General features: G+C 34.4%; 26 protein-coding genes. 13 read left to right on the forward strand and 13 right to left on the reverse strand.

Annotated elements, in window-relative coordinates:
- Positions 1-307: 307 nt before the first annotated feature.
- The 8 genes from P2Q73_RS14525 (at position 308) to P2Q73_RS14560 (ending at position 8,520) form a co-directional block, all read left to right on the forward strand.
- Entirely contained in the window at positions 308-1,186 is an 879-nt protein-coding gene (locus tag P2Q73_RS14525; RefSeq protein ID WP_053590750.1) for a DMT family transporter, read from the forward strand.
- A 180-nt stretch (positions 1,187-1,366) separates the two neighbouring features.
- Positions 1,367-1,669: a nucleotide pyrophosphohydrolase gene (locus tag P2Q73_RS14530; RefSeq protein WP_275788503.1), complete on the forward strand. Its 303-nt coding sequence runs from the start codon at positions 1,367-1,369 to the stop codon at positions 1,667-1,669.
- A gap of 121 nt (positions 1,670-1,790) precedes the next feature.
- Positions 1,791-2,888 carry a hypothetical protein gene (locus tag P2Q73_RS14535; protein ID WP_275788506.1) on the forward strand — a complete coding sequence of 366 codons (1,098 nt, stop codon included), beginning with the start codon at positions 1,791-1,793 and terminating at the stop codon, positions 2,886-2,888.
- Between the two features lie 628 nt (positions 2,889-3,516).
- Complete coding sequence (locus tag P2Q73_RS14540; protein ID WP_275788508.1) at positions 3,517-4,887, forward strand: DL-endopeptidase inhibitor IseA family protein; 1,371 nt, start codon at positions 3,517-3,519, stop codon at positions 4,885-4,887.
- A 210-nt stretch (positions 4,888-5,097) separates the two neighbouring features.
- Positions 5,098-5,526 carry a hypothetical protein gene (locus P2Q73_RS14545; RefSeq protein WP_275788511.1) on the forward strand — a complete coding sequence of 143 codons (429 nt, stop codon included), beginning with the start codon at positions 5,098-5,100 and terminating at the stop codon, positions 5,524-5,526.
- 176 nt (positions 5,527-5,702) lie between these two features.
- Positions 5,703-6,914: a histidine kinase dimerization/phospho-acceptor domain-containing protein gene (locus tag P2Q73_RS14550; protein ID WP_275788514.1), complete on the forward strand. Its 1,212-nt coding sequence runs from the start codon at positions 5,703-5,705 to the stop codon at positions 6,912-6,914.
- Positions 6,915-6,959: 45 nt separating this feature from the next.
- Positions 6,960-8,252, forward strand: coding sequence for a sensor histidine kinase (locus P2Q73_RS14555; protein WP_275788516.1), 1,293 nt, complete (start codon positions 6,960-6,962; stop codon positions 8,250-8,252).
- Positions 8,253-8,355: 103 nt separating this feature from the next.
- Entirely contained in the window at positions 8,356-8,520 is a 165-nt protein-coding gene (locus P2Q73_RS14560) for a YfhD family protein (protein ID WP_156316804.1), read from the forward strand.
- 25 nt (positions 8,521-8,545) lie between these two features.
- Here the strand turns inward: P2Q73_RS14560 and ptsP are convergent, their stop codons facing one another.
- The 4 genes from ptsP to P2Q73_RS14580 all read right to left on the reverse strand — a co-directional run bounded on the left by ptsP (position 8,546) and on the right by P2Q73_RS14580 (position 14,126).
- A complete protein-coding gene (gene ptsP / locus P2Q73_RS14565; protein ID WP_275788521.1) occupies positions 8,546-10,267 on the reverse strand; it encodes a phosphoenolpyruvate--protein phosphotransferase in 1,722 nt (573 codons plus the stop codon).
- A 178-nt stretch (positions 10,268-10,445) separates the two neighbouring features.
- Positions 10,446-11,558 (reverse strand): Ger(x)C family spore germination protein, encoded by a 1,113-nt coding sequence (locus P2Q73_RS14570; protein WP_275788524.1) that lies wholly within the window; start codon positions 11,556-11,558, stop codon positions 10,446-10,448.
- Positions 11,555-12,634, reverse strand: coding sequence for a GerAB/ArcD/ProY family transporter (locus tag P2Q73_RS14575; RefSeq protein ID WP_275788527.1), 1,080 nt, complete (start codon positions 12,632-12,634; stop codon positions 11,555-11,557). The genes P2Q73_RS14570 and P2Q73_RS14575 overlap by 4 nt, the downstream gene beginning before the upstream one ends.
- Before the next feature lie 25 nt (positions 12,635-12,659).
- Positions 12,660-14,126 carry a spore germination protein gene (locus tag P2Q73_RS14580; RefSeq protein WP_275788529.1) on the reverse strand — a complete coding sequence of 489 codons (1,467 nt, stop codon included), beginning with the start codon at positions 14,124-14,126 and terminating at the stop codon, positions 12,660-12,662.
- Between the two features lie 145 nt (positions 14,127-14,271).
- Between P2Q73_RS14580 and P2Q73_RS14585 the strand changes: the two genes are divergently transcribed.
- Positions 14,272-15,075 carry an EcsC family protein gene (locus P2Q73_RS14585; RefSeq protein ID WP_275788531.1) on the forward strand — a complete coding sequence of 268 codons (804 nt, stop codon included), beginning with the start codon at positions 14,272-14,274 and terminating at the stop codon, positions 15,073-15,075.
- Positions 15,076-15,099: 24 nt separating this feature from the next.
- On the opposite strand, the gene P2Q73_RS14590 is transcribed toward P2Q73_RS14585, so the two are convergent.
- The 3 genes from P2Q73_RS14590 to P2Q73_RS14600 form a co-directional block, all read right to left on the reverse strand.
- The gene (locus P2Q73_RS14590; protein ID WP_275788534.1) at positions 15,100-15,708 is read right to left on the reverse strand and encodes a protein kinase family protein; all 609 of its coding nucleotides are present in this window, start codon (positions 15,706-15,708) and stop codon (positions 15,100-15,102) included.
- Between the two features lie 290 nt (positions 15,709-15,998).
- On the reverse strand, positions 15,999-16,412 hold the full coding sequence (locus P2Q73_RS14595) for a pyridoxamine 5'-phosphate oxidase family protein (RefSeq protein ID WP_275788537.1): 414 nt from the start codon (positions 16,410-16,412) through the stop codon (positions 15,999-16,001).
- 82 nt (positions 16,413-16,494) lie between these two features.
- Positions 16,495-17,367: a patatin-like phospholipase family protein gene (locus P2Q73_RS14600; RefSeq protein ID WP_275788539.1), complete on the reverse strand. Its 873-nt coding sequence runs from the start codon at positions 17,365-17,367 to the stop codon at positions 16,495-16,497.
- A 283-nt stretch (positions 17,368-17,650) separates the two neighbouring features.
- Here P2Q73_RS14600 and P2Q73_RS14605 point away from each other — a divergent pair, with 283 nt between their 5' ends.
- Complete coding sequence (locus P2Q73_RS14605; RefSeq protein ID WP_275788540.1) at positions 17,651-18,913, forward strand: Nramp family divalent metal transporter; 1,263 nt, start codon at positions 17,651-17,653, stop codon at positions 18,911-18,913.
- Positions 18,914-18,950: 37 nt separating this feature from the next.
- On the opposite strand, the gene P2Q73_RS14610 is transcribed toward P2Q73_RS14605, so the two are convergent.
- The 3 genes from P2Q73_RS14610 to P2Q73_RS14620 all read right to left on the reverse strand — a co-directional run bounded on the left by P2Q73_RS14610 (position 18,951) and on the right by P2Q73_RS14620 (position 21,181).
- Positions 18,951-19,136, reverse strand: coding sequence for a hypothetical protein (locus tag P2Q73_RS14610; protein ID WP_053590762.1), 186 nt, complete (start codon positions 19,134-19,136; stop codon positions 18,951-18,953).
- Between the two features lie 45 nt (positions 19,137-19,181).
- A complete protein-coding gene (locus P2Q73_RS14615) occupies positions 19,182-20,291 on the reverse strand; it encodes a threonine aldolase family protein (protein ID WP_275788545.1) in 1,110 nt (369 codons plus the stop codon).
- Between the two features lie 170 nt (positions 20,292-20,461).
- Entirely contained in the window at positions 20,462-21,181 is a 720-nt protein-coding gene (locus P2Q73_RS14620; protein ID WP_275788549.1) for a gamma-glutamyl-gamma-aminobutyrate hydrolase family protein, read from the reverse strand.
- 160 nt (positions 21,182-21,341) lie between these two features.
- Between P2Q73_RS14620 and P2Q73_RS14625 the strand changes: the two genes are divergently transcribed.
- Positions 21,342-22,223, forward strand: coding sequence for an SDR family oxidoreductase (locus P2Q73_RS14625; protein WP_275788553.1), 882 nt, complete (start codon positions 21,342-21,344; stop codon positions 22,221-22,223).
- A gap of 479 nt (positions 22,224-22,702) precedes the next feature.
- Here P2Q73_RS14625 and P2Q73_RS14630 read toward each other — a convergent pair whose 3' ends face one another.
- The gene (locus tag P2Q73_RS14630) at positions 22,703-23,542 is read right to left on the reverse strand and encodes an aldo/keto reductase (protein ID WP_275788556.1); all 840 of its coding nucleotides are present in this window, start codon (positions 23,540-23,542) and stop codon (positions 22,703-22,705) included.
- Between the two features lie 69 nt (positions 23,543-23,611).
- On the reverse strand, positions 23,612-24,811 hold the full coding sequence (locus tag P2Q73_RS14635; RefSeq protein WP_275788559.1) for an MFS transporter: 1,200 nt from the start codon (positions 24,809-24,811) through the stop codon (positions 23,612-23,614).
- Between the two features lie 190 nt (positions 24,812-25,001).
- On the opposite strand from P2Q73_RS14635, the gene P2Q73_RS14640 reads away from it, so the two are divergent.
- Complete coding sequence (locus P2Q73_RS14640) at positions 25,002-25,388, forward strand: winged helix-turn-helix transcriptional regulator (protein ID WP_056828582.1); 387 nt, start codon at positions 25,002-25,004, stop codon at positions 25,386-25,388.
- Positions 25,389-25,447: 59 nt separating this feature from the next.
- Here the strand turns inward: P2Q73_RS14640 and P2Q73_RS14645 are convergent, their stop codons facing one another.
- Positions 25,448-25,798: a winged helix-turn-helix transcriptional regulator gene (locus P2Q73_RS14645; RefSeq protein ID WP_275788562.1), complete on the reverse strand. Its 351-nt coding sequence runs from the start codon at positions 25,796-25,798 to the stop codon at positions 25,448-25,450.
- 132 nt (positions 25,799-25,930) lie between these two features.
- Between P2Q73_RS14645 and P2Q73_RS14650 the strand changes: the two genes are divergently transcribed.
- Positions 25,931-26,560, forward strand: coding sequence for a nitroreductase family protein (locus P2Q73_RS14650; protein WP_275788565.1), 630 nt, complete (start codon positions 25,931-25,933; stop codon positions 26,558-26,560).
- Positions 26,561-26,590 lie beyond the last annotated feature (30 nt).

Consider the following 26,590-nt stretch of genomic DNA (forward strand, 5'->3'; position numbering starts at 1 on the left):
TGAACCTCCGCAGGATGAATCGCTCCATCGTCTTGTCGCTCCCCCACCCTTTACGGGGTCTCATTCTTCGCATTCTTGCTGCGTGTAAAGCGTACCGCCCTGAAACATCTGATGTAAATGAAAACTATTAAATATAGAAGTAAGCCTACCCAGTTCTCAATATCACTTCATCTAAAAGAGTCTACTTTAATTTCTTATTAAGAGAAATACACTGACATTCACAAAAAACAACTCTTAGTTCAGTGCAACTTCATTGAAAATAAACAGAGCTTAACTTTTGAAACCCAAAGGAGGAATAGTACTTTTCATGAATAAAGAATGGTTTACTTATTTAGTTCTTTTAGGATGCGTTATTGCTTGGGGAAGTAATTTCGTCTTTGGATCTATTTTGGTGGACGTATTTGATCCGAGTATAATAGCATTTTTTCGTTTAATATTTATCGTTATTTTTCTTTTCTTCATGACCTATCGAACTATTAAAATACAGGAACTAACCTTACATAATTACATTTGGTTAGGAGTAGCTGGATTTATAGGAGTATCGTTAAATCAATGGAGCTTCTATGCGAGCCTTCAATATACAGAACCAGTTACAGCATCACTCATCCTCGCTTTGTCGCCAATAGTTACGGCCATACTTTCATCTTACTATTTTAAAGAGAGAAAGACATTACAATTTTGGCTGGGCTCCTTAGTTGCTTTGTTAGGAGTTTGGCTTGTAATAACTAATGGATCATTGCTTGTACCTAATTTCGGAAAAGGCGAGCTATTAATCAGTCTAACCATGTTAACCTTTTCTGTTTTCCTAATTTTTGTTCAACATCTTTCCAAGTCTATTCATCCTTCTACTATTACTCTATTAAGCAATCTCTTTGGATTAGTTGGATTACTTCCTTTTGTCCCTTGGAATAAAGCCTATCTAGTATTGTCTGTTCCCCTTTCCTATTGGTTGTTACTTATTATAACGGCGATTATTATGCATGGTCTTTGTACGTATTTATGGAATAGCTCCATCCATAAAGTTGGAGCTTCTAAAGCTGCACTTTTATTGAACCTGGAACCTTTTGTTGCAATGATCTTTGGATTCTTTCTATTAGATATTAATATTCAAGCACTTCAAATGATTGGTGCAATTGTTATTATCATAGGTGTATCTATTTCACTGAAGCCCAACGCAAATTATTAATCCGAAGCCCATCTTTTTACAGATAGTGGTGAAAAAATTTTCTTGTCGTTATAAAATACTTCTATAAGGGTCGGTCAAAATGAATACTTAAATAATGGAAGATATCGTGAAAGTCGCAAGTATTCAAAACGATGTTAAATCATTGTTTACTTATATTTTTTAGCAAAGTGAGGAATTAAAATGAAAGAACTTACCGAAGAGATACTAAAATTTCGTGATGATCGGGGTTGGGGTGGAAATCATGATGCGCGTAGCCTAGCAATATCTGTTTCCTTAGAAGCAAGTGAATTATTAGAGCATTTTCAATGGGTCTCCTCAGAGGAAGCTATTCAAAAGGACAAGCAGGCAATAGTTGAAGAGGCAGCAGACGTTTTTATTTACCTCTTACAACTGGCGAACGTGTTAGACATTGACCTAAAAGAAGCAGCGCAACAAAAATTAAAGAAAAATGCAGTAAAATATCCTATCCCAACAAACTTGTAATTTACTTTATATGGTTCTATTACCATCGTTATTCACTAGAATAAACAATTACAATGAAATATCCTATATATGGCTTACTTGACCAAAATTTTGTAAGACTAATAAATTTAGGAGAATACCTATGAAGAAATTATTATCAATATTATTAACTGCATTTTTAGTGGTTGCATGTTTTGTTGCTCCCCCCACTTCTGTCGAAGCCGCTTCACTTTCAAAAGCTGAATCATTAGTGAAAATTGCAGAACAACATGCCGGAGCTTTAAAATGGCAAATTTCTTATGAACTTACAAAAGAAATTAAAAATCCTGATATGAAAATCTTTAACGACACAAAAAATGCATATTTAAACGCTAAGAAGGAACTAGATCAATTAAGTGGTCAAAAGAAAGAGGATTTAAAGAAGCGTTTAGAAAATAACGTTGGTATTCACTATACCCGTGCAACGGGATATATTGATGCAATTACTTCTGGTAAGAAAATAGTGGATAAAACAAATAAATTTAATACTTTATTTGCAGCCAATCCAACAGCTGATGCTACTGAAAAAAGTTACCATGAATTATCTAGTGAGATACGCAAACAAGCGATTTTACTTTATCGTGTTTATGGAAAGTCAACAAGAGATGCAATATTAGTTAAATACAAAACTCCAGGTGAAAAGGCACTTCAGACATCTAAATATGTTATTTCTACAAAAATGCATTTGGATGCATTAGATAGAATGATTGCTGAAAACGCTGATCAACAAACAGTTGAAACACAAGTTATTGGATTCTTTGACTTACTCGATGCAATTGAAGATGAAGCTATCATAAACGAACTTTATGAAACTTATTATGAAATGATAAGAAATGATTCCAGCTTTCTAGCACAAGAGAGCGAGATTATTGAGTTCTTCAAAAAATCCGATGAATACGCAAATGAAGAAAACCTTGAAGCAACACTTAGTTTATATAGCGAAGAATACCCTGGCTATGAAACTCTAAGTGAATTAATTGGCTCTACCTTCCAAGACTATGACATAAAATACGAGACGTTAGGTTTGGAAGTTCAATATATTTTAGAAGGTACTGCATTCGTTATTCATGATCAAAAAGTAACTATGGATGAAAATGATTCATTTGAATATACCGCTTATTACATTTTAGAAAAAGATGAAGCTGGTAACTGGAAATACCTCGATTCATTTGATGAATCTGATTTTGAAGAAGTAGAATAATATATTACCAACTGCAGTGATACTTGTAGAAATATGAGTGCTGCAGTTTTTTTATGTATGGCTCTGTTATTACGGATGATCTATACGTGTGTTTCACTGCTTAGAATAGACACGGATATGCGCTTACCGCACGCAAATCATGACCCTCCTCAGGATGAGTCGCCCCTTTGTCTCTCCTATTCACCACTGTCGATAAAAAAAATCCCATTTATAAATCATTAATAACAGTATTTAGGATTTCCAATACTATGGAGCACATTTTAATAGAAAACCTTATGACTAACACCCCTGCATTCGCGCCTTCCCAGCCGCAAGACGCGCCGTATGAGACAGTTGGATGCGCCTAGCGCATACAGCGGCTCATGCGGACGTGCGGCCAGCGCGAATGCATATAGATAAGTAGTATTTCATATGACCTAAAACCTAATAAACTCCTATTTCAACATGGGAAAAGGGCTATTACCATACGATTTTCATATGAACAATGAAATTTAAAAGGGTTTTATGAATAAATACAATTAACTTCTACTATAAATAAGATGGAGCAATTTTTTTAGATGTAACAGCATGATAGTATGCGACGTCTAATCAAATGTTAGAAAATAAAACATTTTTTGGGGGTTATGAAATGACTAGAAGTGCAAAAAAGCTACTAATCACAGGTTTAACCATCGGACTATTATCTGTACCATTTTCACAAAATACTAACGTCCTTGCAAAAGAACAAACAAAAGTCGACCAAAAAGCGAAACAAAATGAACTGTCTACAAAAAAAGTGATAGATTTAGCAAAGGAATTTAACACAATAGCTAGTTATATTCAACGCGGAGGAGATTATAAGAAAGGGGAATATAAAACCTTTACTTACAACAAAAAAACCTATCGCTATTTATCGAGTTCTATCGATACTAAAAAAGAACTAAAAGCATACTTAGAAAAGGTTTTAGTACCTGCTGAAGCAGAGCAATTTATAAAAAGTAGAGAAATTATTGAATATAAAGGAAAATTAGCACAAGTAGAAGCAGATGGTGGTTCCTTATTACAATGGGAAAAGGCAACTGCTCAGTTTGTAAAGAAAAATAAAAATAATCTTCAATACCGTCTAACTGTACCTGTCTGGAATACAAACGAAAAACAAAACTTTCTCATTGAATATCAATTTGTAAACAACAAAGCTGGATGGAAAATCAGTAAAGAACCAATTCAAGAAAAGAATACTGATCTTACGGATAAAGTAGCAGTTGAACTAGCAGCTAAATTTGCACAGGCTACACTCTATGTGCAGGCTGGCGGAGAATATAGTCCAGGAGAATACAAAACATTTCTTCATAACGGTTCTACCTATCGTTACCTTTCAAGCAAAATTGACACAAAAGCTAAGTTACTGAGCTACTTAATGCAATCCATGACACAAGTTGCTGCTGAGCAGTTTATAAAAGACCTTGGAATCATCGATTACAAAGGAAAACTCGCACAAATTGAAGCAGATGGTGGTACTTTAGCACAATGGAATAAAGCAACTGCGGAGCTAATCAAAAAGGATAAAAACTCCACGTATTATAAAGTGATTGTTCCTATTGGAAACACGAATGAAAAACAAGTGTATATTGTAGAATATCAAAATGTAAATAATGTTGGTTGGCGAGTTAGCAAAAAGCCTTATTGGGAATTAGATATTCCGGGAAATGTAAACCCTATTTATGTTCTCTTCAATTATTTACTAATTGATTCTAAAGTTGCTCAAAATCAGTTCCTACCTCATTCTACTTTTGATGTGACCGAATTTAAAAAAGGCATCAAAAAACTTGAGTTCGTAAATCTAAAAGAAACAGAAAGAAACAATTCTCAAGTTGAATTTCTAGTTACGATAAAAGTGGAAGTAGAAAATAATTATAATGGTCCTTTAACAAACGGATTAAATAAAATGTTATTTACCGTGCAACCGTCCGGTTACATGGAATTTAAAATCGACCAAGTCGGCATTGTAAACATGTATTAGTTACACTAGTTTCTCCTGAGAAAATGGTAAAGTTTTAAAAGCTAAGGTTATTAATATTACCTTTTGTTTTACAGCGTTTAATTGGCGATGGCTTTTATAACTTCTACAAACATGAATTAAGAAAATATTCCTAATTTTGAAGTGATTTTAGACGAATTAGGGTATACTTAAAATATGTGATGTGTTTTATTACGTATAGGAGGTATGTATATGTCAGTCGCTAGTGCCGCTTCACAAGTAAATCTTGATTTTCTTATAAATGATTTAGGTTTTCGTCAAGTATCCAATACTTCCATATTTCAAAAAGAACATTTTTTTATCATTTCTCCCTCTGTTCAAAACAAATCAAATTCGTTTGAACTGGGTGACTCGCTTATGAAAAAATACAATCCTGATAAAGTTGAAGGATACTTGCTTATTCGTATTAAAGATAAGTTCCTTATGGCAAAACTTCATCCTTTTCAAAGAAAAATGATGACTATGGAAACGGAAAAAAGCACAAAGAGTAAGCCTTCCTTTTGGAAGTTCAATGTAATTGAATCTATTGTACCAAAAATTGTAAATAGTGAAGATCGATCATTGATGTATAAAATTCAAGCTCCATCTAATAAACAGTTGATTTCATTTTTCAATAAATAAAAGTAAAGAAGCACTTAAATCTTCTATCCATCGGTTAGAGATTTAAGTGCTTTTTTCATTGTCTTAAAAAAATATTATATTAAAAGAATGTTCAAAATATTTTATAAAAGGCATTGTATATTTCTTTCTTACTAGTTACTATTAATTTATAAAAGTAGATTAGAAGAGGTACAACATTGGAAAATATAACCATGCATTTTCTGTTTAATCTTTCCTTATTAATCCTTTTACTTTTCGTTAGTTTGACCATTATTCGTACAATGAGTAGTAAAAGTATTTTTAACTTCAAGCGAACAGGTTTACTTTATTGTGTTATTTCTTTAATACTCTGTTTCCTCTATTCCTATCAATTAGGCGATGAAGCTGTTTTAGATCTGAGAATTGTTCCTTTTTTAATAGGATCGCTTTACTTGAGAGTAAGCCATATACTTTTTGTAGTAATTATTGTCAGTCGTGGGTTATACGGAATTGATTTCGGATTCTTTTTCGGACTATTAATTTATTCTATTATTAGCCCTATATTATGGTTTATTTCCCCATGGTTTCTAAAGCTAGCGTCCAAACATCGAATTCTTTTATTGATGGGAATATCTATATTCATAAGTGTAGGTATATTAATAGTAGTTTTATATGAATCATCGGCTGGTCATACATGGGATTTGATATTTGCCTATATTATTGTTCCTCCACTTGGTGTTGCAATGATTGCATATATCATCGAGGCAACAGAAAAAAATATTCAATTGCATCAACAAATAATAAAAGCAGAGAAATTAGAAGCAGTAGAACAAATGGGAGCAGCAATTTCCCATGAAATACGAAATCCATTAACAACTGCAATTGGTTTTGTGGAACTGCTTTCCAATAACTCACTAAAGGATAATAAAAGAGTTCAATATCTTTCTATTTTAAAAGAAGAATTGGATGCAGCAGAAGGAATTATCCAAGACTATCTAACCTTTTCTAAACCAATAGTTGAATCAGATGAAAAACTGCAAATCGATACTGAACTTACTCATACTTTAAAGTTGCTTAAGCCTTTAGCAAATCTTCATTCTGTGAAAATTATTACCCATTTCTCATCAACTCAATTTATCGAAGCTGATCGTTCGAAATTTCAACAAGCATTTATCAATATTATTAAAAACTATATCGATTGCATGCCACACGGTGGCACCTTATTAATAGAAACTGTTGATACCAAAACGAGTATTTTAATCTCAATTACAAATGATGGTGTGTTAAATGGAGAACAACTATCTACTTTGACTTGCAGAATGACAGCCGCCTTCAATATTGTACGTGATTTGAAAGGAGCAATAGATATTAGGAGTCGAAATGGAAAGGATACTATTTTCAGATTTTCCTTTAAATCAATAAAATATTAATTATAAAATTCTCTACCTAAACCGTTGTTGAAGAGAGGTATTTCTTTGGATTTAACAGAGCACTTTTTTTTCAATTTATCTTTATTGATTGTATTAATGTTTTTTTGTGTATTATGGGTTGAACGGTTAAATAATTTACTACAAATTCAACAGATTGCCATTCTATATTTTGTTGTTAGCTTCTTCCTATGTTTTGCATTTAGCTATCCAATACATGATGGCTTTCTGTTTGACTTAAAAAATATTCCCCTCATTATAAGCGGTCTCTATATGGGGCTAGGACCTTTATTAGGGTTACTAACCATCTGCATTAAAGCATTTTATGGAATTAACGATTCTTTTTGGGTGACTTTTACACTTTATGGTGTAATAACAATTTCGCTATGGCGACTTTCTCCAGTTTTTTTAAAACTATCTTCTAATCAACGCATATATTTTTCTGTCGGACTAACTTTTCTCTTCAGTTTAATACAAACAGTATTGGAATTTTTGCATCTACCATATCCTAAATATGATTTGTATTTTGCTGTTTTATTTATACAGCCTTTAGGAGTTGGAATGATTGCATATTTTATAGAAGAAATTACTAGAACCATCCTGTTGCGACAGCATCTTTTAAATTCAAAAAGGCTGGAAGCAGTTGAACAAATGGGGGCTTCTATTTCGCATGAAATTCGCAATCCATTGACTGCAGCGATTGGTTTTGTTCAACTTTTGCAGAGTGAGAATATTTCTATGGAGAGTCGTGCTCAGTATCTCTCGATTATAAAAAAAGAACTAAAATCAGCAGAAAGGGTTATTCAAGATTATCTAACTTTTTCTAAAACGGAAGACTTTTTAACAGAAACTATTCATGTTCATGATCAGCTCATGCAAGCTGTTCAAGCACTGCAATTAACTGCAAAGAAAAAGTCCATCAAGATCAAAACATTCTTCTCAAATGATTTAGTGATAATTGGTGACAAGCAAAAGTTTCATCAATGCTTCATAAACATTATGAAGAATGGAATCGAAGCAATGCCTAGAGGAGGAACATTGACCATTGAAACAGAGTCTACCTCTTCAGCAGTTAACATTCTAATTAAAGATACAGGAACAGGCATGACACCTGATCAATTGGTACGTTTAGGAGAGCCTTATTATTCCACAAAGGGAAATAAAGGGACAGGCCTCGGTCTGATGGTAGTCTATAGTATCGTAAGTGCTATGAATGGAACAATCCATGTGGAAAGTGAAATAAATTCGGGTACGACCTTTAAGTTTACGTTCCCCTTATTATCTCAGTCTTTAGAACAAATAGAAATCCTCGAAAATAAGAAGGAATATGTTTTAAGTTAAACATGTCACGCACTGAGCTAATAGCTCAGTGCTTTTTTATGATTAAATTGAGTTTAATAAGCCATATTAGTAAAGAACGTTAATAGGAGAAAGGAGAATTCACTTGGGAAGAGACAATAAGCAAGGAAAAAGTAAAAATAAAGATTCGCTACCACAGACCCCAAAAAACCAAAAGATAAAGCCAAATGAAATTCAAGAAGAGTTTTCACGTGAATTTGCTGAACTCAGAGAAAATGGAACAAACAAGTTAAATAATAAGAAGAGCTAATTGTGAAAACAATCCCACTAGAATTTCAACTAGTGGGATTTATCCTTTCTTTAACATATTGCATTACTTGTTCAGATGTCTGCAAAAACAAGGCTTTATCTACAAGTTCCTTCATTTCACTTTCCTTCAACTGATTGATTTGATTTCTAGCTTTTAACATGGATGGTGCGCTCATAGAAAACTCATCTAATCCTAGCCCTAGCAATAATGGAATCGCTATGGAATCCCCAGCCATTTCTCCGCACATCCCTACCCACTTTCCTTTTGCATGTGCAGCGTCGATGACCATTTTGACTAATCTTAAGATTGCAGGATGATATGGTTGGTACAAATAAGATACATGCTCGTTCATTCTATCCGCTGCCATTGTATATTGGATTAAATCATTCGTTCCTATACTAAAAAAATCAACTTCATTTGCAAATTGATCAGCCACTATTGCTGTAGAAGGGATTTCTACCATTATTCCAATTTCGATATGATTAGCTACCTCGAATCCTTCCTTTAAAAGAACTGCTTTTTCATCTAACAAAAGCCGCTTGGCTTCTCGGAATTCTTCTAGAGTTGCAATCATTGGGAACATTATTTTAAGATTTCCAAAATTACTTGCTCGGAGCAAAGCACGTAATTGAACTCGGAATAATTCTTGTTCTGCTAAACAAAGACGAATTGCACGGAAACCTAAAAATGGGTTTAACTCCTTAGATAAGTTCAAATAAGGAAGCTTTTTGTCTCCCCCAATATCCAATGTTCTAACGACCACTGGCATATCTTCCATCTTTTCTAGGACTTGTTTATATGCTTGAAATTGTTCTTCCTCTGTAGGAAAAGTATCTCTTTCCATATAAAGAAATTCAGTTCTGTAAAGGCCTACTCCCTCCCCTCCATGTGCAATGACACTTTCGATGTCCCGTGGCGAACCAATATTAGCAGCAACTTCAACTTGTTTACCATCTAACGTGATCGTTCGTTTATTTTTAAGTAATGTTAATGTTTTCTTTTGAAGTTCTAGCATGTTTCGTCTCTCTATATATAAATCAATCTTTTCTTTAGATGGATTTATAAAAACTTCTCCATTATCTCCATCAATAATTAGTAAATCCCCATTTTTTATAGATGAGGTTGCCTTTGATGTACCTACAACGGAGGGAATCTCCAAAGATCGGGCCATAATAGCAGAATGGGATGTTCGTCCCCCCATGTCAGTTGTAAATCCCTTAGCGTATTTCTTATTTAGTTGTGCAGTGTCAGAAGGAGCTAAATCTTTTGCAACTATTATTACCTCTTCATCAATCATTGCTATGTTAGGGATTTCTAACTTCAATAGCTTTGCTAATAGTCTTTTTGTGACATCTCTAATATCTGCGGCACGCTCCTGCATATATTCGTTATCCAATTGCTCAAACATCTCGATTAAAGCATCCGTAGTTTCTTGCAATGCAAACTCTACATTTACATTATCTACTTTTACTTTATTCTCAATTGTTCCCAATAGCTCTGGATCACTCAGAATTAGCAAATGAGCATCAAAAATTGCACCATGTTCTTCTCCTATACCATCTGCGGTACGATCTCTGATTTTTTGTATCTCTCTTTTTGCCTCTTGTAAAGCGGAGTGAAAACGAGTAATTTCTTCCTCCATGCTAGTAATGGCTTTTTTAATGACTGTAAGATTAGGTTCCACTAGCAAAAAAGCCTTCCCAATGGCAATTCCAGTGGATGCAGCTATCCCTTTTAAATTCACCATGTAGTAGTCCTGAGAATTATTATATTGATTGTTCTAAACATCGATCGTCCCCTTCTTGCTATAAAATCTATTACCATCATAGTAAAGCAATACAATACTTATTCTTAAAAAAGAAAAAAGCCCGGATTGTTTTAACCGAACTTTTCCTACTGTTGATATTTAGTACTTCTCTTACAAATTATCTTAAAATTCCAGTACTCAAAATAGAAGTATCCACTTGAATATCCCACTCTAACTTACTAATGGTTTCATTTGTTAATTCCTTATCCCAATTTCCTTTGTAGTGCATTCGAAAATTTTCAGTTAAACCTATTGGGTCCACTTCTAGTTTTTTAATTTCCTCCAAAAAATTACTAATGTCTTGTTCTACTTTTTTATTCACATCTTTTTCCAGGTCAACGATGTTATCTATACTTTTTAACTTGTTTTCTCTCTCGCCTCTATATTCTATTAAAGTACCTGACATTTTTAGCACAATGTTCAATTTGGGTGCTTTTAAATCTTTATTACTTCTAATTTTTATTTTGCTATCAATCAAGTCAATCAATAATTTTTCTTTTTGGTTTTCATTGTTAAGCTCGATATTTAGTGGTGCCAGTTTTTTTCTTCCTTGCAACGCCTGTATGATTAACCCTTCATTTGTAGATAAACTTTTGAGCATGCTTTTTTCTTTAAATAAAGCAATGCCATCAATATCTATTTTCCCGTCTTTAGTTTTTAGGAATGGAACGATAGAGTCAAAATTAGGGTTGGTTTGTGTATACATAAAATCATGAATATTCGTATTTGGATTAAATGCTGTATTAACACTAGGTTGTAATAAATCGTTTAAATACATTATTACGCTAGGTTTATCTGGATATTCTTGTTTCAGCATATCTTCTGCACTTTCTTTAACTACTGCAATGAGTACTTTGTTACCAACTTCAGCGTTTCTATATAGCTGTTGAATTGCATTACGAACATCCCCTTGAAGTGCAAATTGCTCATTAACAAGAACAACCCGTAATTGATTTAGTACTATCTTTTTATCAGAAAGTGCTTCTATTTCCACTATTCCTTTTGATATCAAATCAGTGGAAACGCTGAAGATTTGTGTGTGCTCCTTCGCTTCTGGATCGTATTGCGGAATGGCTACCGTTATCTGTGTTTGCTCATCATCTATATAGTCAAATGCTAAGACTCCTACCATGCCTACATCTTCAAGAGGTATTTTTAATTCTTTTTCTGTACAACCTGCTAAGAATATAAAGCAGAAAGTAATTGCAAGCAATTTTAATTTTCCTTTCATTGTTGCACCTTCTTTTTTCTAAGTACATGTACAATACTCAAAAATATTGGCCAAACTACCAGCAGATAACCTGCATAAAAGCTTACCTCATATAGTTTTTGCTTCATTTCATTAGAATAAGGGAAGATAATGATCAAAAAAACAACGGTTGCAATGATATATACATGAAGTTTATTTTTTTTTGATCGAATGGAATCCAATCCTTTCTTCGCACTCCAAAGGTATATTGCCATTGTCGACAAAACTAAAAATACCCACATCGTCATTCCAATAATATCTATTCTTTCTATAAAAGTAAGCTCACCTGCTTTAAACAATTGCAACACGGAAAACTCGACATTCTTTAATTGCCATTCTGAATAATACATAACACTTACAAATGTTGTTATGAGACATAGAATTATACTTATCCATATTCCAATAGATACATGTTTAAATGCCTTTTTTTGATTCACAATATAGGGATAATAAAACAAGATTGTTTCATACCCAAGAATAGATAAATATCCTTTTCGTAAAGCTTCAAACATTTCTTTGAAATTGTAATTAAATAAAGGGAAAATGTGACTTACATCTCCTTTTTCAATTGACCATCGTAAAAAATATAGCAAAGGTAATGTTAAAAAAAATGCCATCATACAAAATCGTGCAATAGATTTTATACCACCTTTAACAATGTATATTAGAATCAAAATTAATAAAAATATAGGGGCAGTAATTTTTTGTTCCGGCAGGGCAGTAGTTTGAATAAGCTGCATATAGTTACTGATGATTGCAGCTAGAAACAAAGTAAATTGTAGAACAAAAAATATATTTATACTTTTGCCAATCCATTTACTTAGCAAAAGCTCGTTTATTCGAAACAAATTTTCATTTGGAAATTTAGACATAATCCATATCATTGGCCATAATGTTAAACTTGCAATTATACCTAGCACTAATGGAAAAAATGCCTCACTGTAACCTAAAGAACTTAGCCGTTGAGGAAGTGAAAGGATTCCAGTACCAAACATTGCACTTTGCGCCAAGAAAACTACATGATAATCATTCAAAAGCTTTCGTTTGTTTGTACTCACCCTAACCTACCTCTCCAAATTGATTTTACTTTTTCTGTGATCTTGCTATTCCTGTTTTATTTTTAAGGAAAGCTATTGGAAACCTAAAAATGCCATCCTTTAAGTCCCCTGCTTTTCTTGGTATAATCGGTGACATAAAAGGAGTTCCTAAGGAATTTAACCTTAGTAGATGAGCGAATAACCAAGCAAACGCAAGCATTTGACCCATTAACCCAAACATCCCTGCCGAAATAATAAAGATATATCGAACAAATCTACTTGTATTACTCATTAAAAAGATAGGAGGAAGAAATGATAGTAATGCGGAGATTGCTACTAATACAATTAGAATATTACTTATTAGTCCTGCCTCCACTGCAGCTGTACCAATAACAATACCTCCTACGATACCTATCGTTTGTCCAACTTTTGCAGGCATTCTAGATCCAGCCTCCCTTAGTACTTCTATAATTAACTCGAGAAACAAAACTTCAAAAAGAGGAGGAAAAGGAACTTTTGCCCTAGACTCCTGTAAATTCAATAAAAGTTCATAGGGAAAAATTTCTGGGTGAAACGTTAATATCGATACATACATAGGAGTTATCATTATGGTTAAGAAAAAACCAAAAAATCGAAGGAAACGAAGTAAAGTAGCTGTTGTCCAACGATTATAATAGTCTTCAATGGAAACAAACATCTCTAAAAAGGATGTAGGACAAATAAGTGCCGATTGGCTATTATCCATAAATATCGCAATTCTTCCATCGACCAAATAATGTGTTATGCTATCAGGCCTAACCGACATATAGAACTGTGGAAAAGGTGAAAATGGATTATCCTCTATAAGCTGTTTTAATATAGAAATATCAGTGAAAGAAGGATGGTTTATTTTATCAATTCTGCCTCTTACCTTTTCAAGATTTTCTTTATTTACGATGTCCTCCATATATAGAATAGAAATCTTTGTATTCGTTTCCGATCCAATCGTTCTATCTTCATTCTTTAACATTGGATTACGAATACGTCTTCTTACTAATGATATATTTGTTTCCAATGATTCCGTAAACGCATCTTGTGGCCCTATAACAGTTGATTCTGTCTCGGTATTTGTAATAGCCCGAGTAGGTGCACTATAAGTATCTATATTTACCAACAATTTTGTTTCGTGAAAATACAAAAGTGTATAACCTGAAGTGAGTTTAGACGTGACCTCAGAGGCATTGGATGCATCCAACTTTTCAGATACTTGATGAATTTGATTTAAATGATTGGCAAGCGGAATCAAAACCATTGCTTGTAACGTCATTTTCTCTACAAGTGATTTGCTATAAATAACTGTAACTAATCCCTCATCGGTAGGTATTTTTTTATATATAACATCATTAATTTGACTGGTATACTGCTTGATTATTTCAATCGGTTGTTCCGGTTCCGATTGAGCTTTAGTTTTATTTTCTTCTCTTTTTTGAGATGGACGACCTATTGTGGTACGTACCAACTTACGATTTTTCATTCGTACCACATACCCTTCTACAAGCTTTAATGACTAGTTTATCCATTTTAAATAATAGTATTCCATAATATCTAAAAGTGAATTGAGAACTTTTTCATACGAATTTCGTTCAAGTAAATAAGAAAAGAAAGAGGCGAGCGGTCAAGTGAAAGATTCGAAAGAATGGTTAACAGAAGAACTAACAAAGGTAGAGGCTTGGGAGAAAGATCAAAGTGATTTATGGTTTTGGGAAAAGCTCGGACGTATCCCTTTTAAAATGATTGATAAATGGACACCTAAATTTATACAAAACAAAATAGGGGTACTTTTGGACGAGCTTGGTCAGTACGTTCAAACTGGTGGTAACTATTTAAGTTCTGTATCTAAGGTCCCATCTTATTATCCTGATTTAGGAGTTGAAACATTAGAAGATGTACAAAAACTATCTGTCTCTCTAATGGACAAATCAGTAGCCAATCTTACGAAAAATAGAAAAAACATCGCAACCATTCAAGGTGCTGGAACCGGCATTGGAGGAATTTTTACACTTACATTGGATATTCCGCTCCTATTAGGTTTACAGTTAAAAACTTTACAGGACATAGCCATTAGCTATGGTTACGATCCTAATGACAAAAAAGAACGTTTATTTATTATAAAATGCTTACAATTTGTGTCCGCTGATATTGTTGGAAAACAAACTATTATTTCACAATTATCGAAGTTTGATCATCACGATGAGACCATCAAAAGAGAGGTTGTTTCAGAGATGCAAGGTTGGCGTGAGGTAGTTTTTGCTTATAGAGATCAATTCGGTTGGAAAAAGTTATTTCAAATGATTCCAATAGCCGGACTAGTCTTTGGTGCCTTTATCAACCGTTCCGCTGTCAAGGATATTGCAGAAGCCGGCATTATGCTTTACCGTAAAAGAAGAATCAGCGAGAGGCTAAACAATAACGATCATTTATAATAACTAGTCAAAGACTTATGCCATTTAATCTCTATAAAATGGTATAAGTCCTTTTTTATATAAAATACCAATACCATCTAGTAATCTAGCAGATAATTTCTTTGGAAAATAACGTTTTCTATAAAACTGTCTATGGAATTTTTTTAGATGATTCCAACGCATACATTCTTTTGATTGTCTATAACGAGCAACATCAATAATCTTAATGTCCCCATTTGGTGTAATAATAATGTTACGTAAGTGAATATCAGAGGGATTCAATCCTTTATTCGAAGCTAACGATAGTGCTAGATCAATTTCTTTTACTTGGGCTGCGGTTATTTCATTTCCAAGGGTAACATTCTCAAATATCGTATCACCTTCAATGAAATCAATTACTATATAATTGACCCCTGAATCATAAAGAATAGGGTAATAGTCAATTCCTTGAAGCAGTTGATAAATTTCTGCTTCCTCTTGTGCAACAAATATTAAGTTTGGATAGTACACTTTAATTGCAATTTTTGTTGATATTATTCTGAAAACAAATGCACTTCTTCCTACCCCTACAAGCTCTAAGGATTGATCATATGAAATAAGTCGATTTTCTTCGTTTATAATAACTGAACTCGCGAGTACATAATAATTATTCAAGCTGTGACCCCCAATAAATATTAAAAAGGAATAATACTCCTTCATCTCCTCAACCTGAGGAAGTAGCTTCTAATCGTAAAAAAAAAAACGACATAACCAATATTTGGTCATATCGTCTCTTAGACAAACCTTAACCAAATAATTGGTAAGGTCTCGCTAACAACTTTCGTTGCCAACAAAGCCGAGGAATCTATTCCTGTATTGACGACTTTGCCGTATAGCTACTCCCCTTAACGGAAGATATTTTTATTTTGTAGGCTTAGTATATGCGTTTCCAAATGGAGAGTCAATCATTTGAATTCGACTACCTGGGGCTCTTCCCCTTTTGTGTTCATTACCCTAACTTGTGTAGGAGTTATTTTTAAGATAGTCAGATCAGGATCATCCGGACCTGTAAACCAACCTTTTAAATCAGCATTCCACACTTTTTCCTTTACATTTTCTTCATCGGATTCCTCTACAGTACCTTCAATTTCTAAAAAAGAATCTCCTAGTCCTTTACCCTCATACCCAATTAGAATATGCGTGTTCGGATTTTTTTGAACCTCTTCCACTTTGTGTGTCTTTTTACTAGTCGCAGTGTACAGGATAAATTCATCGTTAAAGAAAGTCATATAGCGGGAGTGTGGTTTATTTTGCTGTATAGTCGCCATTGTACCAATTTTGCTATCGTTTAAGATTTTAAGTGCTAATTCTTTTGCCATAAATAAATCGTCTCCTTCCACTCATCTCCTTTTTATTATTCCTTAAATAATCTTAATTAAACATTGATTTTGAAATGAAATATTACCATATTTTCAGAAATTGAATAGCTCGTTGACGTCCCTTTTCCAATAAATCCTTTTTCATTTCTTCCGTCATATCAAATTGCGTAGCACTATAATCCTCCACTGGAATAAAAATTATATTCTTTTCAATTTTTCTTGAAATGTATCTTTCATCATGTGCATTTTTCATTGTTGAAAATAGAGCTTCGAACAACTGTAGACCATTGTTTATTGTATGTCCCGGAACGTCCTCAGAGTTTCCACTTAGCTTTAAACCAAGGACCGGTCGTTCCTTATTACCATTATCATATATCCACATGGGAAAGTTACTTAACACTCCACCATCCACTACTATTGTATCTCCAGTTCCTGTCTTTAATTTGATCGGTTCAAAGAAAAATGGAATCCCGCAGCTCATTCGTATAGCTCGAGCAACAGGAAAACTGTCAGCAGATATTCCATAATCTCCTAAGTCGTCAGGAATCACAATCATTTTGCCATTCGTCAGATCCGAGGCAACTACTTTTAGTGAACCTGGTTGTAAATCAGAAAATGTATAAACACCTTTTATTGCAAGTTTTTCTAAAAACCAGTTTTCTAATGCTTTTCCTTGATATAATCCCATACGCCAATACAAGTTTAACCATTTCATAAACGGAATAGGAAGAAGTGTTTTTCGAGGATCCAGTAGAGTGTTTGTATCCAGCTCATCTAGTAAATTTTCTATTTCTTTACTTGAAAAACCAGCAGCGATAAAAGCAGCTAGAATTGATCCCGCACTTGTTCCAGCAACTCGTTTGAAACGGTAACCTTTCTCTTCTAACACTTGATATGCGCCGACTAGGGCAAAACCCTTTAATCCACCTCCTGAAAACACCCCATCTATTAACATATCTTTATCCCCCTTTTTTCTTGGTGTTGTTACACTTTAAGAGAAAAATAGGAATAATAGAACTAAAATTGTTGAAACATCTGCAACTCCATCACTTTTAGATAAATCTAACTAATTTAAAAATTTTAATTGATATTATTTATTTGCTTCGTTATAATAAATCTATTATCGAAAAGCGTACTTTTGTACGATATACGTACAAAATATGAATCTACTTTTTAATGCAAATGTTTTTGTCATTAGAGAAATGTAAGGGGTTACATGAACTAAAGGGGGAACATACATGACAATGGAAATTAATCAACAGCTAATTCCACCTAGAACTTTTGGTGAAAAATTAAAAAACATTGGCCCAGGAATTGTCGTTGCCGCTACAGGAGCCGGAACAGCAGATCTAATCACTTCTCTTGTACTCGGCACTCAATTTGGTATGACATTTGTATGGGCAATTATTGTTGGATCTGTTTTAAAATACTTTCTAAATGAAGGCGTAGGAAGATGGTATTTAGCAACAGGTCAGACAATCTTAGACGGCTGGCAACAGTTAGGTAAGTGGGCTACAGGATATTTCGGAGTCTACTCAATCATTTGGGGCTTTGTTTATGGTGCTGCTGCCGCATCCACTTCAGGCATGGCAATGCACGCAATGTTTCCTATTATGCCAGTTTGGGCCTGGTCTATCATTCATGCAATTGTAGGATTTATTTTAATTTGGGTAGGAAAATATCTTCTTTTTGAAAAAGTTATGACGGCTCTAATCGCTGTTATGTTTGTCACGATTATCGGTACAGCAGCTTTATTTTTACCAAGCTTCGGTGACTTTGCATTTGGCTTCGTGCCACGAGTTCCACAAGGTTCTTTCATCCTAATGCTTGGATTGATTGGTGGTGTAGGTGGAACTATCACGATGGCTTCCTATGGATATTGGTTACGTGAAAAAGGTTGGAACGGTAAACAGTGGATCGCAGCAATGCGTACAGATGCAAAAATTGCATATTTTCTAACTGGTTTATTTACTCTTGCAGGTCTCATTATTGGTGCACAATTTTTAGCTGGAACGGGTGTAAGTATTCGAGATGACGAAGGATTAATAAAACTTTCCGAAATGCTAGGAGCTGAGTTTGGTACACCAATGAGATGGATGTTCTTAGTGGCTTTCTGGTCCGCTGCCTATTCGTCACTGCTTGGAGTATGGAATGGAGTTCCCTATCTGTTTGCGGATTTCATCAAAACAATCCGAAAAAATAAACAAGAAGTATCTGTTAAAGATCCAGCATACCGCTTTTATCTATTCTGGCTTACTTTCCCACCGATGATTTTATTCTACTTTGGGAAGCCAGTTGAGCTGATCATTCTTTATGGAGCACTTGGAGCTATATTCATGCCATTTTTAGCACTTTCTTTACTGCTCCTATTAAATTCAAAAACAATAGCAATAGAGTCTAGAAACAAATGGGTACCAAATGCTGTGTTAACTGGTTGTTTAATTATGTTTGGCTATCTTGGAATACAAGAGTTAGTTAAGCTATTCTCTAAATTTATGTAACGGAAAACCCGTTTATTGTATATAAACGGGTTTTCTTTTATTTATGACGATTATTATTCGTTGGCTTTACTTTGTTTTCACTGTCTGCAATTGTCTCTGCCTCATCATTAATGCCTCTTACATCTAAATCATCCGGACTTAAATCGTACCCGTATCCATATTCTTCCCGATCTAATGTATTACTTTTCTTAAGTTTATTTTTGTTTTTGTTATTGTTTGTCATGAATTTTCACCTCCATGAAGAATAACTTGTGCAAATGACAGGTTTTTATTCCATCTCAGTGAATGTAGAACGTATTATCTGCTCATCGATCATTTGAATTACTTTTTTCACTTTTTCTTTTGGAAGCATTGCATATTGATCCCCTATATTCACTTCGAAATAGCAAGTTTTATTCGTTTTTTTATTTACATACCCAGTTAAACCAATGCCCGTTTGTTCATATACATTTATTAAAACCTTTTCCATATCCACTTTAGGTGCCTGGAAGTAGACATGGAACATATTAGACACAGGCTCTCTTGGAATTGTAGAAATTGCTTGACATGAGTTAAAAAAAGAAGCTAACTCCTTTGCATCTTCGTAATACTGCTCCATTTTTGGACATTTTTCTTTGAAATAATAATCCGCACTTATAATATAAGGATACAAGCTTATTAAATCACCACCATGTCGTCTTTTCCAAATCTTAGATTCATCTGTAAAGTCCTTTTCCCCAGCAAGAATAGCTCCAGCAATACCCCCGATACCTTTGTAAAAAGAAACGTACACACTATCAAAAAGACTACAAATTTCAGCAGCTGTTTTATTATAAAAAGGAAGAACCTCAAAAAGTCTTGCTCCATCTAAATGTAGCTTAATCCCTTTTTTACGACAATAGTTAGAAATTTCTTCAAGTGTTTCGAAATCAGGTAATTGACCGCCGATTTCTCGTTGTGGCAGTTCTAATAATAAGCAAGCAATATCCTGCTGCATATCTACTACATCATCTAATTTGATTAGTCTATTTTTATCCGCTAACAAAATAGGTTCAATATGATGTAATTCCTTTAAGCCGTTTTCCTCATGAATCTCTAAATGGCATAAAGGATGATAGGCAACTTTTTTCAATTCTTTTTCATCACACCATATACGTAATGCAATTTGTTGGGCCATTGTACCACTGGGGAAAAATACAGCCGTTTCTTTCCCTAAATAAGATGCCATCTTTTCTTGAAAATCTATAATAATCTTTCCATTCCCATAAATATCACTCTCTAAATGGTCGTCTACCTCTTGGAACGCTTCTTTTAAAACGTGTATATTTCTTTTTCCATGTCCATTTATCTGATACTGTGTTTGTCTGAATGATTCAAACAGATTATTTATTTTCGTCATTTTAAATTCCACCCTTTTATTTTATTTATTCATACAATTCTATATAAATATATTGTAAAAATCATCAAACCATTAGTTTGTCACTAATTCTCTATCTTGTTGCTAGTTTTATCATATAAGAAAATAAAGAGAGATATCACTTTTTTAAGTGATATCTCTCTTTCAAAGGTTTACTTTTCGCCTTGTCGTTTTAATGCAGCTTGAATATATGCTTCGAAAATTCTTTTTGAGGCTTCGTCCCCATCCATTGCAAATTCCTCGGGATGCCATTGAAAGCCGAATACAAAATTGTGCTTCGTGCTTTCCACGCATTCAATAATCCCATCCGTTGCTTTTGCAACTACTCGTAAATCTTTTCCTATTTCATTTACTGCTTGGTGGTGAAAAGAATTCACCTTAAATTCCTCTTCTTGCACTAATTCATATAAACGACTATCTTTTTCTACATTTACAGTATGCGATCTATGTGTTCGCTCAGCCTTTTGTAAATGCTGAATAACAGGTTCCTTTCGCTGCGAGTGAATCGACTGGTATAGAGTTCCTCCAGAAACTATATTCAGCATATGTAATCCCCGACAAACTCCTATATAAGGTTTATTTAGCTCCAGTATTTTCTGTACCGTTGCAAACTCCATTGCATCGAGTTTGGGTGTGATTCTACCTAGATGAACTATTGGTTCCGCACCATAATAGGATGGGTCTATATCTTCTCCCCCCGTAAGAAAAAGTCCATCGATTTTTTCACAAAGCTCATCTATATCCATATCTGGAATTAGAGGAATTAATACGGGTATACCTCCAGCTTGTGAAATCGCTTGACCATATACTGAGGGCATAAAATAATTTCCATCCTCTTTTACTTCTACCGTTATACCAATGATTGGTTTCATATAATATTCTCCGTTCTTTCATATGTACTACATTAATTTAATATACCCCCTATTTATTTAATAAAAACGAAATTTACCTTCCAATTATTTGCTGATTATAAGTTTGTTTTAGTGCTTTAAGGGAAGAATATGATAGATAACATTTAGAAGGAGGATTCCAATGACTAAGGATAAATATGAAAAAATTCATGAAGAAGTCCCTGGACAAACTCAGAAGCAACAACCTGGTGTAGAGGAAGAAATGACTCCTGCTCCTATTTTTGACGACAAAAGCTATAAAGGTTCCGGTAAATTAAAAGGGAAAGTCGCGCTCGTTACAGGTGGTGATAGCGGGATTGGACGAGCAGTTTCTATAGCCTTTGCTAAAGAAGGAGCTAATGTCGCCATTGTTTATTTGGATGAAAATGAACAAGATGACGCTGAAACAACCATAAAGCATATAGAGGAATACGGAGTAAAAGCATTTAGAATACAAACAGATTTAAGTGATGATGAGAATTGTCAAAATGTTGTAGATCAAGTGATTCAAAAATTTGGACAGATAAATGTCTTAGTAAATAACGCTGGAAAACAGTTTCCTACAAAAGACTTTTTACAGATAACGCCAGATCAATTACAAGAAACGTTTTCTACAAATATTTATGCCATGTTTTATTTAACACAGGCTGCACTCCCTCATATGACAAAGGGAGATACTATTGTCAACACCTCTTCTATCACTGCATATAATGGTTCTCCGGAACTTATTGACTATTCAGCGACAAAAGGGGCTATTACTTCCTTCACACGGTCACTTGCACTTAACTTAGTCGAGAAAGGAATACGTGTAAATGCTGTTGCTCCAGGACCAATTTGGACGCCGCTTATTCCAGCAACTTTTGATAAAAAGAAAGTGGAAGAGCATGGGGACAATACCCCGATAGGCAGACGAGGTCAACCAGCTGAAAACGCGCCAGCATATGTATTTTTAGCCTCCTCCGACTCCAGCTATATGACTGGACAGACCATCCATGTAGATGGCGGTGACTTTGTCGGCTCATAAGAATAAGAACAAAAAGAAGTCTTTTCCTATGGAAAAGACTTCTCAGACTGTAGACAAACTCAAAGAAATTTGAAATTGTCTATAGTCTTTTTTTATTTACAATACATAGTAAGAAATCGTCGATTTCCGTTTTAGGCGCTACGCTTTCCACGGGCACGGCCTCAGCCTTCTCCCTTGCTCCTGCGCAAGCTCGTCGCAAAAATTAATTTCGCTACGCTCAGTCCGGGTGCTTCGACTCGTGCTGTTCCCGTAGGAGTCTTCGCGCCTTCCACTCCAATCGACTAGTGTTGGCAAATTTATAAAGTGTTGAGTTTCTAAATCTTATAAAACGTTGAAGTGTTGAATATCATGATGATTAAAAACCAAATTAATGAACATGAACAGATAGAGATGCTGACGATTGATTTCTCCTTCATTTATCCATTGGTCGAAAACCTCAGAAGTCTTTTTACTAAGAAAAGACTTCTTTCTATTGCTTCCTAAAAATCAAAATTATCAGGATCTGGTCCTACTCTATGATTTTGGTTTAAACGATTAATGCGCTCCATGTCTTCTGTTGTTAATACAAAATCAAAAACGTTTGCATTTTCAACAATTCGATGTTCCTTCGTTGACTTTGGAATTGTAACAACTCCATTTTGTAAGTCCCACCGTAAAATAACCTGTGCCACCGATTTTTCATATTTAGCCGCTATGTTTTTCAAATCATCATTGTCGAGTAATTGTCCCTGCATAAGCGGCGACCATGCTTCTAACTGAATATTTTGTTGCTCACAGAATACTTGTAAATCTTTTTGAGTCAATCGTGGATGATATTCTATTTGGTTCACCATAGGTTTGATTTCTGCGTCTGTTAATAAATCCTTCAAATGATGTATATGGAAGTTACTTACACCGATCGCTTTAACTCGTCCATCTTTATAAAGCTTTTCTAATGCTCTCCATGCATCTTTATATTTGCCTTCTACCGGCCAATGAATAAGGTATAAATCTAAGTAATCTAAGCCTAGTTTAGTTAAGCTCTCTTCATAGGCTTCAATTGTTTTTTCATATCCTAGCTCCGAGTTCCAAACTTTCGAAGTAACAAAAAGGTCTTCTCTTGCAACACCCTCTTCTTCTATTGCTTTACGGATACCTTGTCCAACCCCGACTTCATTACCATATACAGCAGCAGTATCAATACTACGATAGCCATGAGTAATTGCAGTTTTTACTGCATTTACTAGCTCTTGTCCCTCTTCTACTTTAAATACTCCCAGTCCTAACCAAGGCATTTCCACACCGTTATTCAAAGTCGTAGTAGATTGTAAATTTTTCATTGTATTATTACCTCCGATATTTTTTGTTTTCAGCCAAAGTTCATTCAAACCTATATAAAGTTACCCTTATTACAATATGTTTAGTCGTTTTTTATCTTTTGTTTCCAGCAATCGACTAACAGCAGTTAAAATTGCAGCTATTATAACCATTATTGCTCCAATCCAAGCAGTATGGATTAACCCTATTGAATCTGTCACTACTCCCCCTATATACGAACCAATTGCTATCCCTGCATTAAAAGCAGCTATGTTCATTGCTGAAGCAACGTCAACAGCACTTGGTACAAAACGTTCTGCTAGTATTACAACGTATACTTGAAGTCCAGGCACGTTCATAAATGCAAACAAGCCCATTAATATAATTGTTATTAATCCAGCAATTTTAAATGGTGCAGTAATAGTTAGAATTAGAAGCACGATTGCTTGTGCTACAAACATATAAAATAAAGAACCAATTGGATTTTTATTCGAGAGCTTCCCTCCAACCATATTTCCTATTGCAATTGCAATACCATATACAAGCAAAATAATTGCTATTGTGCCTTGTTTAAATCCGGTTACAGCTTGTAGTAATGGAGTTAGGTAGGTGAATACAACAAATGTTCCACCATACCCTAAGGCTGTAATAAATAATACTAATAATAAACGTCCGTTTGTTATGAGCTTAAACTGATCTCGTATTGTTGTTACAGTACCTTGTCGTAAATCGGACGGAACAAGAACGCTATTTGCGATAAAACCAATTACACCAATGACAATGATTAGGACAAATGCAAAACGCCAGCCAAGCTGTTGACCGATAAATGTACCAAACGGAACTCCGGTTATCGTAGCAACGGTTAGTCCCGTAAACATGATGGAAATTGCACTTGCCCTACGATTTTCAGGAACCAAATCTGCGGCAATAGTTGAACCTATCGACATAAATATTCCATGTGATAACGCCGAAATTACTCGGGCAACTAATAAGACCGTAACACTTGTTGCACTTGCCGCAATACTGTTCCCTATGATAAAGACTATCATAATCCATAGCAGTAACGATTTGCGAGGAATTTTTGAAGTTAGGGATGTTAAAACTGGAGCTCCTATCATTACACCTAATGCATAAAGCGAAACAGTCAAACCTGCTGTTGTAAGTGATATATCCAAGTCCTTAGAAATAAGAGGCAAGAGTCCAACGCTAACAAACTCTGTTGTCCCTATCGCAAATGCACTAATTGCAAGTGCTAGAAGTGCAAACATACTTCTTTTTTTATCTAAACTCATTTCTCTCTTCCTTTCTTGAGTGTGCTGTATGAATAAATCTCCGGAGAACAAAATATAAACATAGTGTAAATACACCAGCAGATGTTATTATGGTTCATAGAGATTCAAAAGAAAAGTACGCACTTTCAAGTAATATAGACACCCAAAAGTTATATAGGTACTTTTTAGTTCCTTTAGAAAGAGGTATTGAATGAAAAAAAAGAAATATAATATATCCGTTGAAGCAACATTAGAAGTAATCGGAGGGAAGTGGAAATGTGTTATTCTCTGCCATCTTACTCATGGGAAGAAAAGGACAAGTGAATTGAAACGTCTTATGCCTGACATTACACAGAAAATGCTAACGCAGCAGTTAAGAGAACTTGAAGCCGATGGGGTAATTAATCGTATTGCTTACAATCAAGTACCACCAAAGGTAGAGTATGAATTGAGTGAGTATGGTCAAAGCCTTGGGAGTATTTTAGATGCATTATGTGCCTGGGGAGAGGTTCATATTACAAAAGTATATGGAGATAAATTTTCTGTCTTGGAGGACAGTATATTAAATGACAAACTTAAAAACGAGATTCCAACTTAATGGAATCTCGTTTTTTATCCGAATTGTCCAAAGTAATAAGCTACACTGGTTTAGTACTTTTACTTTGAATTTTGAGTTTGCTTTTCAATTTCACAAATTTCAATCCATTTCTGTAATGATCCAATCACTTCTTTAAAGGCAATACCGCTTGCAGTTAGCTCATATTCCACTTTTTTGGTTGAGGATTCGAGAAATTTTTTATTTACTAACTTGGCCTCCACTAAATCATTTAGTCTTTCTGTAAGTAATCGATCAGAAATGCCTGGAATATTAGCGAGAATTTCGTTGTAGCGTTTGGAGCCTGATAATAATGTGTAAATAATCATCCCCATCCAACGCTTGCCCATAAATTCAATCGCCTGATGATAGTTGCTACAATAGTTGCTACATATATCTTTAGGTTTATCCAATGAAAAACCCTCCATTATTATCACTTTTACTTTATTGTATCATATAAGATTTTATAGTTGACGCATAAACTTACTAATGGTAAGCTTACTTTCGAATAAACTTACTAATAGTAAGTTTCAGGAGGAAACAATATGTCTACAGTAAAAGATTCAAATTTGTATACAATTATGCATGCAAGAAAATCAGTTAGAGTGTACGATCCCACTCATAAAATTCCACAGAAAACACTTGAAGAAATTATTAAAGAGGCGACAACCGCTCCTTCTTCTAGTAACCTCCAGCCATGGAAATTCCTTGTCATTCAAGATGACAAAACAAAAGTAGAGCTTCGTGCGATAGCGAATAACCAAGAACAAGTTGAAACTTCTTCTGCAGTTATAGCAGTACTAGGGAATGCTGAAATGTACAAAAACGTGGAACAAATATATTCCCAAAATGTAGCTGAAGGTCATATGGATGTGACTACGAAGGATATAATGATCACTAGCACAAATCGATCTTATCCATATGCTTCACTCGAAGTCAGAAAAAATATAGCAACCTTTGACGCAGGTCTCATTTCCATGCAGCTAATGTTAGTCGCAAAAGAAAAAGGATATGACACCGTTACTATGGGTGGATTTGATAAAACAAAATTTGTAGAAAGATTCGATTTACCCGAGCACATTTTTCCTGTTGTTCTTATTGCAATAGGTAAGGCAGCTGCACCAGCATATGGTTCATCCCGTCTACCACTAAATGAGTTTGTTCAATTCATTTAAGAAAAGCATTTATGCAACAATAATCGAGAT

Source organism: Bacillus sp. Cr_A10, from assembly GCF_029222665.1.
In the GTDB taxonomy this organism is placed as follows: domain Bacteria; phylum Bacillota; class Bacilli; order Bacillales_A; family Planococcaceae; genus Psychrobacillus.